The 6,740-nt window shown below is 55.1% G+C and carries 10 protein-coding genes; 7 read left to right on the top strand and 3 right to left on the bottom strand.

Annotated features, from left to right (window positions below; translation table 11 throughout):
- The first annotated feature begins 166 nt into the window (after window positions 1-166).
- From AB4048_RS28300 to AB4048_RS28290, 3 genes are all read left to right on the top strand, one after another.
- A complete protein-coding gene (locus AB4048_RS28300) occupies window positions 167-430 on the top strand; it encodes a hypothetical protein (RefSeq protein WP_442205276.1) in 264 nt (87 codons plus the stop codon).
- Between the two features lie 381 nt (window positions 431-811).
- The gene (locus AB4048_RS28295) at window positions 812-1,252 is read left to right on the top strand and encodes a hypothetical protein (protein ID WP_442205275.1); all 441 of its coding nucleotides are present in this window, start codon (window positions 812-814) and stop codon (window positions 1,250-1,252) included.
- A 148-nt stretch (window positions 1,253-1,400) separates the two neighbouring features.
- A complete protein-coding gene (locus tag AB4048_RS28290) occupies window positions 1,401-2,387 on the top strand; it encodes a hypothetical protein (protein ID WP_442205274.1) in 987 nt (328 codons plus the stop codon).
- Window positions 2,388-2,441: 54 nt separating this feature from the next.
- Here the strand turns inward: AB4048_RS28290 and AB4048_RS28285 are convergent, their stop codons facing one another.
- Window positions 2,442-4,100 carry a restriction endonuclease gene (locus AB4048_RS28285; protein ID WP_442205273.1) on the bottom strand — a complete coding sequence of 553 codons (1,659 nt, stop codon included), beginning with the start codon at window positions 4,098-4,100 and terminating at the stop codon, window positions 2,442-2,444.
- Between the two features lie 203 nt (window positions 4,101-4,303).
- On the opposite strand from AB4048_RS28285, the gene AB4048_RS28280 reads away from it, so the two are divergent.
- Genes AB4048_RS28280 through AB4048_RS28270 form a run of 3 tightly spaced genes read left to right on the top strand, consistent with a single transcriptional unit; the run spans window position 4,304 to window position 5,081 of the window.
- Window positions 4,304-4,591, top strand: coding sequence for a hypothetical protein (locus AB4048_RS28280; protein ID WP_442205272.1), 288 nt, complete (start codon window positions 4,304-4,306; stop codon window positions 4,589-4,591).
- A 2-nt stretch (window positions 4,592-4,593) separates the two neighbouring features.
- Complete coding sequence (locus AB4048_RS28275) at window positions 4,594-4,857, top strand: hypothetical protein (protein WP_442205271.1); 264 nt, start codon at window positions 4,594-4,596, stop codon at window positions 4,855-4,857.
- The gene (locus AB4048_RS28270) at window positions 4,854-5,081 is read left to right on the top strand and encodes a hypothetical protein (protein ID WP_442205270.1); all 228 of its coding nucleotides are present in this window, start codon (window positions 4,854-4,856) and stop codon (window positions 5,079-5,081) included. The genes AB4048_RS28275 and AB4048_RS28270 overlap by 4 nt, the downstream gene beginning before the upstream one ends.
- A gap of 46 nt (window positions 5,082-5,127) precedes the next feature.
- On the opposite strand, the gene AB4048_RS28265 is transcribed toward AB4048_RS28270, so the two are convergent.
- The gene (locus AB4048_RS28265; protein ID WP_442205269.1) at window positions 5,128-5,502 is read right to left on the bottom strand and encodes a hypothetical protein; all 375 of its coding nucleotides are present in this window, start codon (window positions 5,500-5,502) and stop codon (window positions 5,128-5,130) included.
- Window positions 5,503-5,823: 321 nt separating this feature from the next.
- On the opposite strand from AB4048_RS28265, the gene AB4048_RS28260 reads away from it, so the two are divergent.
- A complete protein-coding gene (locus AB4048_RS28260) occupies window positions 5,824-6,006 on the top strand; it encodes a hypothetical protein (protein ID WP_442205268.1) in 183 nt (60 codons plus the stop codon).
- A gap of 598 nt (window positions 6,007-6,604) precedes the next feature.
- Here AB4048_RS28260 and AB4048_RS28255 read toward each other — a convergent pair.
- Window positions 6,605-6,740: transposase domain-containing protein (locus tag AB4048_RS28255; protein ID WP_442204525.1), on the bottom strand; the 136-nt coding region annotated here is incomplete at its 5' end.

Below are 6,740 nucleotides of genomic sequence, written 5' to 3'. Positions count from 1 at the left end.
GCCGCGACAGACGCCGGAGACCTTCTCCATCAAAATCTTCACGTAACGAAATCCCCGGTCGCATCGTAAACCTCCAGTTTGCCCCAGAGATTCAGATTCACCGCGTTTTGGGAAGGCCAAAGAGTCGAGGTCAGCGAGTTGGCGTATAAAGTCGCACTCCAGCACGATGGCAACGGAGGAAGCCGTCAAAACGGCAGTTGTATTACCGTTCCTTCGCGCTCTGGGCTATGACGTTTTTGATCCCACGGTCGCGGTCTGTTATGTCGGCGGCGTCGACATCGGCGGCGAGATCATCAAACGAGGTGGCGCCTCTGACTGCCGGCATTTTTCACTCGGTCGCTACGCCGAGCTAGAAACGAACCACGCGCTTCCGCACGCAGCTTATTGCGGAGGCGGTCGACAACACCATGAAGAGGAGGAAAGAATGTGAACACCTGAATACGAGCGCACTGCTGCTATTGATCAGCTGCGCAACTCCCTTCGGGGGCTTATGGTATCAGTCGCGCGCTCGATGCCTTCACGCGTGGAGAGCGTTATGCCGTAGTATCATCGGGCCAGCCTGCACCGTCGGAGATCCGTGAATTGCTGCGCGAAATCGAAAAGCTTTCCGACAAAGTCGCCCCCACCGCTGCTGTCTCGATTTCATCATGCGGCACGTGGACAATGTCGTCACACCACAGCCAGCCGAGGAAGAGGAATGAAGCAAATCTGGCTGGCCGCGCTGGCGTGCGGACTACTATCAGCAATCCCGGCGTAGGCACTCGATCTTTCATATCGCGGCGATCGCACTGACCCGCGCCGCACCATCGCCATGCGCGGCTCGATCATTCCGGGTGATGCCGAGCACCTGCGGGCTATGGTCAAAAACCTTCCCGTCGGCAAGAAGCTGATCGGCTTCTCAATCGTCTCAGATGGCGGTGACGTCGCGACGGCGATGGAGCTGATGGACATCGTGACTGAACTCGGGGTTCCGCTCATGGTCATGGGCTGGTGCGCCTCGGCCTGCGGCTACATAGCAGCGGACGCAGCAGCGCACGGGAACCTATATCTGGACCGCAAGGCAGACGTCCGCGTTCACCGGGATGCCGATGACAGCGGCAAGGACGACATCATCGACAGCATGGCGGTCGCCGTGGTCTTGAAAGGCCGAGGAGTATCGAAAGCGATCGCGCAAAAGATCATCGAGACCCCCTCCTCCGAGCTGGCGTCGATTACCGCGGATCTGATCGCAATGGGCGCGCGGACTGATTGAAGCCACACCCGCGGAAAGGTGCCCTAGGCATGGCATCGACACAGCGACCTAAGCTTCGTAGCCTTTTCAACATTCAAAATTGAGTCGGCGCTATGTTTAAAAAGAAGACCGTGTTCGTTGTTGGCGCCGGGCAAGCTGCGAAGTTGGCTTGCCGGCGGGTGATAAGCTTAAAGGCATCATTGCCAACAAACTCGATATACGGTTCGACCGCGGTGGTAGCTACAATCCAAATCAAGGCGACGCCAACATCGTGGAAGCGTGCCGCAGCATGATTCTGGATGAGAATGGCCGAGGGGACATTAATCCACTGATCGGGGCTGGCCGTGCGATCGCAAGTGCGATGGGCCAATCACTTTCCATCGACAATTATTTACACGCCCACGCTGGCAATCAACGGATCACTGAGATGGGTAAGCTCGGCATTGCTTCAGCCATCCTGGAGGCGGAGCGCAACAGCTCGATCTTCGTAACCCGATCAAGCGGTGACAGGATCGAATTCAACGCGGTTGGTAATTCATGGCATAACACGTTTGCCAAAATGCTGAGTGAGGGTGTCCAGCGCGACAACCTTGATACCATCTTCGATAATGTTGGCATCATCACCTTCAACTACGACAGGTGCATTGAGCATTATCTTGCCTCATGGCTCTCCAGCTACTTTCTAATTCAGCTGCCGGAGGCGCAGGAACTCTTAAAGAAGTTAGAAATTCTGCATCCCTACGGTCAGGTCGGCAAATTGCCTTGGCAGTCCTCCGACGGTGAAGGTATCAATTTTGGGGCGGAGATTTTCCAGGCCTCAGCACTACCGCCCGTGTCCCGACAGTTGCGGACCTTCACAGAGCGTGTGGAAGACGACGAGATGATGGACCGCATGCACAATCTTTTGGGAACCGCCGAAAAGATCGTTTACCTCGGGTTTGCCTTCGGGCCGATGAACATGGAATTGCTCACTGCGCAAGGCAATATGCAGAGAGAGGTCTACGGCACCGTCATGGGAATTTCTCCGCCGAACGTAGTCGTAATAAAGAACGCTATACAAACGTCCCTGCCGAGCAGTCGGATAAAAACGACAGAACTCGCAGGGATTGGCGCTAACCAGCTTTTGAATGACTACTGGCGGCCGATATTGGCCTAGTTCAACGACGCGTTAGAGACTGTGGACGTTCCCGCCCTGGTGGTCTGAAATTGGTCATCGTCCGTGGAGCAGTTTTCTTGCTTCCGCAAGATTGATGCGAAATGTGTACCCATGTTTTTGCAACAACTGAAGCAGATGCGTGCCGTCAATCAACGTCAGAGCTTTTCCCTTGGCAAAGGCGTGGGCATCTGGCCCAAATGAACTCGTCGTGACCAGAAAGCCGCGATTGGCACCCTCATTCTGGACAGTTCCGAACAAATCACGGATCGCCGACGCCTCGACCGTATTTACATATCGTTTTGCCTGAATGACGAACTTGCCGCCGTGGATAGGATCAGGGTCGTGAACGATCGCGTCGACGCCGTAGTCCCGGCTGGCGCGGGTTACGTGGACCTCTGCAGACTCGTTGCGCGCTGAGAACATCTTCGAGAAAAGTTCGCGAACGACATGTTCGAAGTCCTCCCAATCCATGGCGGCGAGATTAGTCTCGGCCTCAAGCTTATCGACAACCTCGCGGCCCTCGACGATACGCTTGTCGTCGCGGTCGAATATCAAGACTGGCCGCACGGCAGACAGGTCCTGAAATGACGGCGCCGCCACGCCTTTGAGTGAACGGAAACAGAGTTTTGGATTAACCTCAGCGATGTTGAGACTGGCAAACTCGCTACGCGTCACTGCGAGCGAGCCGATTATCTCGTTCATCCATCTGCCGTTGTGACGATTGATGAATTCAAGTTTCATGTTTAACCCCACCATCTGAACCTTCGACATCTCAGACGTGGCGAATACCTCATGGATGATACGAAGAGACAATGCGTGGAGGAGAAACTCTTGCGCTGTCCGTACTTCTTTGTCTGTCGCTTTCCTGAATTTTGTCTTCAGCTCTACGCAGAGGTTGGCGTTTTCTAGATTAGGAAGTGAGATCGTATAGAGAAGAATGCCATTCGACTGATCGAACGTTGCCTGAACATCGGGTAACGCAAGTGTCATTGGAATGGTCCGAGGAATTTGCTGGGCAAGAGCCTCAATACCGGCAACCGATCCCTCGTTCGCATGCTGAACCAGCGAAGTAAGAGCTTCCTTGTCGGCCGCCACTGCTAGGTGGAGTCTCTGCTTGAAAACCGTATGACGGACAGTTGCATTTGCGAGCGTACGTTCAATCAAGGTTCGTTGTCTTTTGTATTCTCCGCTCTCCGCCTCATACCTTTTGACCGCGCGCAAATGCGCGTCCATTGCCAGTTCCCGTGACACACGGTTTCGGTTCCATTCTGCTTTTGCGTATTCAAATTCTCGCTCCGCGACACGAATTTTTGCCCCGGCCCTTCCAGACAAGACCTCGAAGAGAGTGCTCAGGAAACCACGAGATGATTTCTTTGGCGCGAAGTCTTTCCATATCGGCTCCGGTGGATTTTGCGGCGCCTCGTTGGGACTTATCGGAGGGCTCGAAAATTCGGTAGAGAGCCGGGGAGCCACCGGTGCGTTGACCACCAATTTTTCCCAAAGGGTGTCGATCACGCTTTCACCGGTCGTGTTTAGCAGCGATTTTAGATCCTCTAGCGTGAACTCGTCGTCTTTGCCGTGGGTGTTATGCTCCTGCAGTGCCGGGATATACTCGTAGTAAATCGGCTCAATGACGGTTGGCCATGCTGGGCCGGCGTAAGGTGGCTCGAAATATTGATAGTTGGTTCTGCTACTACTACGTCTGCGCTGCATTCGTCCCCCCTGCGTTTCCACTGTGTCCAATCTCGCTGTTGAGACGGCGCGATCAGCGCGAATTGAAGCACAGAATTTTTTGAAAGCCTACCTGTCACCATCGCTTGACTTGTAAGGCGTCGTAGAACATTTAGAGAACAGACGTTGCGGCCGTCTCCCACAATCAGGGCAGGAAGAACCTTCAGGTAGAAGGGCGAAAAGCTATGGAAATGAGGCCGCTCGCGTTGCGCGATATCACTGAACCCACCATCACCATGGACTGCCGCAAATGCGGTCGCCACGGCGAACTAAACGTCAAAAGACTGCGCCAGCGCTACGGCTCCGACTTGCTGATCGCGGTCCTGGTCGAGATCGCGTCGAGGGACTGCGAGTTCCGGGAACGCGGTCAGACGGACCGCTGCGGCGCTTTCTGCGGCACGCTGGAGGCGATGAAGGCGGCGCCGGATATCGGCAGCGGCAATGCCTATGCGCGAGCCAAGGGCGGCGAGTAGTCATGCCATCGAGACGCAAGAATGTCCGCGACGACCAGTTCACGTATTCGATCGACGTCGTCGACGATGACGATATTGCCATCGAGCACATCGCCGGCGCGAACAACCTTTTCGTCGCGAATAGATCGTTCGATCAGCTTCTGTTTTACTTTACGGAAAGATCGATCCTGATGCTGCGTGAAGGCGGCCGCGTGATGCGCCGCGAGCACGGCACCGGCGGATGGCATCGCGAATATATCGCGCGAACGATCGGACTGCCGGAATGACCCGGCCTGATCGCAAGCCCGAGCGCGTCGATCCCGAGGAGCGACTGCAGGATGTCGCCGGATGGGAGATCCTATTTGCGCTTTGCAAGTGCGAGCATTTCGCCGAAGTCGATATCCGCAGGCTCAAGCGAAAGTTCGGCGCAGATACGGTGCTACGGACGCTCGAACCAAAGCTCAAATGCGCGAAGTGCGGTGGCAGCGGAGCGCGGCATTTTTCGTTGTGAAGCTACCGCGGTGAGCCGCCGAAAAGTTCCGGCGGCTCTCGGTATATCAATATGAAGTCGTTGTGCAGTTGACCGTGTTGAACGCGCCGGTGCATTGCGTATGAGACGTATTGAACGTGGATTTACGCGGCTGAGCCGCCGCCGAGATCATCGCGTCCGCCTCAGCACTCCGGCGAGCAGCAATCTGGCGCCCCCCAGCAGCCTCGGTCTGAATGCACTGCGCCATCTGAGGCGTGCCCGGTGCGTAACCATAAGCCGTGCAGCGCTTGCGAAAGTAGGCTGCAACGGTTTCCGGACCAGCGGTCGCGAACCAAGCAGGCGAGCCGGGCAAGCCGATGTATTTTTCGCCGCCAGCACCCTGGCAGCCAGCAAGCATTGCGGCCACGGGCAGCAGCGCAGCGAGAAAGTAAGCACGTTTCATTTTGGTTTAGGACCTTTATCCTCTGATGAGGAACGGAATTGTTAGGATGTTTTCGCATTGCGTTGTGCAAAGTGGCGGCTCCTTACAGTATTTTAACCATCAAGGAAATGCCGCCAGCATACATATAGAACTGCCCGGATCGATGTTTGCTCTGGCCTGCCAATCTTTTGTGTTTGGCTGTCACCAAGCCGGCTCGGCAACAAACGCCGGTGGGCTCTGTCGTGTGGTGTAGACGCCACGGTTCCGTTAAATTCCAATCTGATCCACACAAGATGATTTTTTGCTCTATGGTCGTTGTTGTCGCGCCTGGGGGGACCGCAGATGATCAAGAAGCCATTGCGTAGTGAGCAGTATTCTGACCGTCAGCTCGACTGTCAGCAGGCTTTGGAACTTGCCGTTCACTACGTGATTGATCAGGCCGTAGTTCTTGGCTGGCAACGAGAAGAGGCGCTGTTGGCCCGTTGGCCATCTTGTAGCAAACATCCTTATCGGCGACCGGCATAATGAGCGGACATATCCCGCGCTCCAGGTTACTCAACACTAACGTGAGCGCCCCGATGTGGGCTTTTGGCAACAGGCAATGCTTAACTGCTAACCCTAACGCTCACTGTTGCTTGCGCTAGGGAATGCAAGGTGAACACGGTAATTTCGTGTACCACCGGTACTCACCGTCGAAGGCAACGTCGACGTAAAACACTCGAGTAGCATTCAGGTGCTCCCGCACCAAGATGCTACTCGGGTGTTTTTTACGCTCATATGGGCCACACAACATGTTGCGCCAAAGTTCTTCGTTGCTGCAGCAATAGTGAGCTCACCCGATGCGGCCATTTTTGTCTATCTTGAGGTCAGCTCGACAGTGCCAGGCGACAAGCTAATCCGGCGAAGACGGTGGCAAGGAGGTATTTCGGCAGTGTTTTGAAGCGACTTTGCCTCGTGACGGTTGCCCGAATTTTATCGCTGAGCAGAATGACGATCCCGTTCACGAGAAAACCGATACTGTTTAGAACCGTCGCAAGGACGATCGCCTGTAAAACAATTGGTCCTGCTTCGGGCCGCATGAATTGCGGAAACAAGGCAAGCACAAAAAACGTAAGCGGTGTTTTCAGGCCACGGCTTTGATTTCGGGTTTTGGGGCATAGGCCCACGGCAGCAGGTCGTCGATCTGGCTATTTGGATGACCGTTGATGATCCTTGTGAGGACGTCTGAGAGATAGGCCAGCGGCTCGACATCGTTGAGC

Origin of the sequence: Rhizobium sp. RAF56 (assembly GCF_052113965.1) — a bacterium.
In the GTDB taxonomy this organism is placed as follows: domain Bacteria; phylum Pseudomonadota; class Alphaproteobacteria; order Rhizobiales; family Rhizobiaceae; genus Rhizobium.
Note: the sequence above shows the minus strand (reverse complement) of the source record. Positions and strands in the feature narration are given on the sequence as shown.

Excerpts from the sequence above, each read along its gene's own strand:
- AB4048_RS28300 (WP_442205276.1), top strand. The coding sequence starts at position 167 with ATGGCAACGGAGGAAGCCGTCAAAACGGCAGTTGTATTACCGTTCCTT.
- AB4048_RS28295 (WP_442205275.1), top strand. The coding sequence starts at position 812 with ATGCGCGGCTCGATCATTCCGGGTGATGCCGAGCACCTGCGGGCTATG.
- AB4048_RS28285 (WP_442205273.1), bottom strand. The coding sequence starts at position 4,100 with ATGCAGCGCAGACGTAGTAGTAGCAGAACCAACTATCAATATTTCGAG.
- AB4048_RS28280 (WP_442205272.1), top strand. The coding sequence starts at position 4,304 with ATGGAAATGAGGCCGCTCGCGTTGCGCGATATCACTGAACCCACCATC.
- AB4048_RS28275 (WP_442205271.1), top strand. The coding sequence starts at position 4,594 with ATGCCATCGAGACGCAAGAATGTCCGCGACGACCAGTTCACGTATTCG.
- AB4048_RS28270 (WP_442205270.1), top strand. The coding sequence starts at position 4,854 with ATGACCCGGCCTGATCGCAAGCCCGAGCGCGTCGATCCCGAGGAGCGA.
- AB4048_RS28265 (WP_442205269.1), bottom strand. The coding sequence starts at position 5,502 with ATGAAACGTGCTTACTTTCTCGCTGCGCTGCTGCCCGTGGCCGCAATG.
- AB4048_RS28260 (WP_442205268.1), top strand. The coding sequence starts at position 5,824 with ATGATCAAGAAGCCATTGCGTAGTGAGCAGTATTCTGACCGTCAGCTC.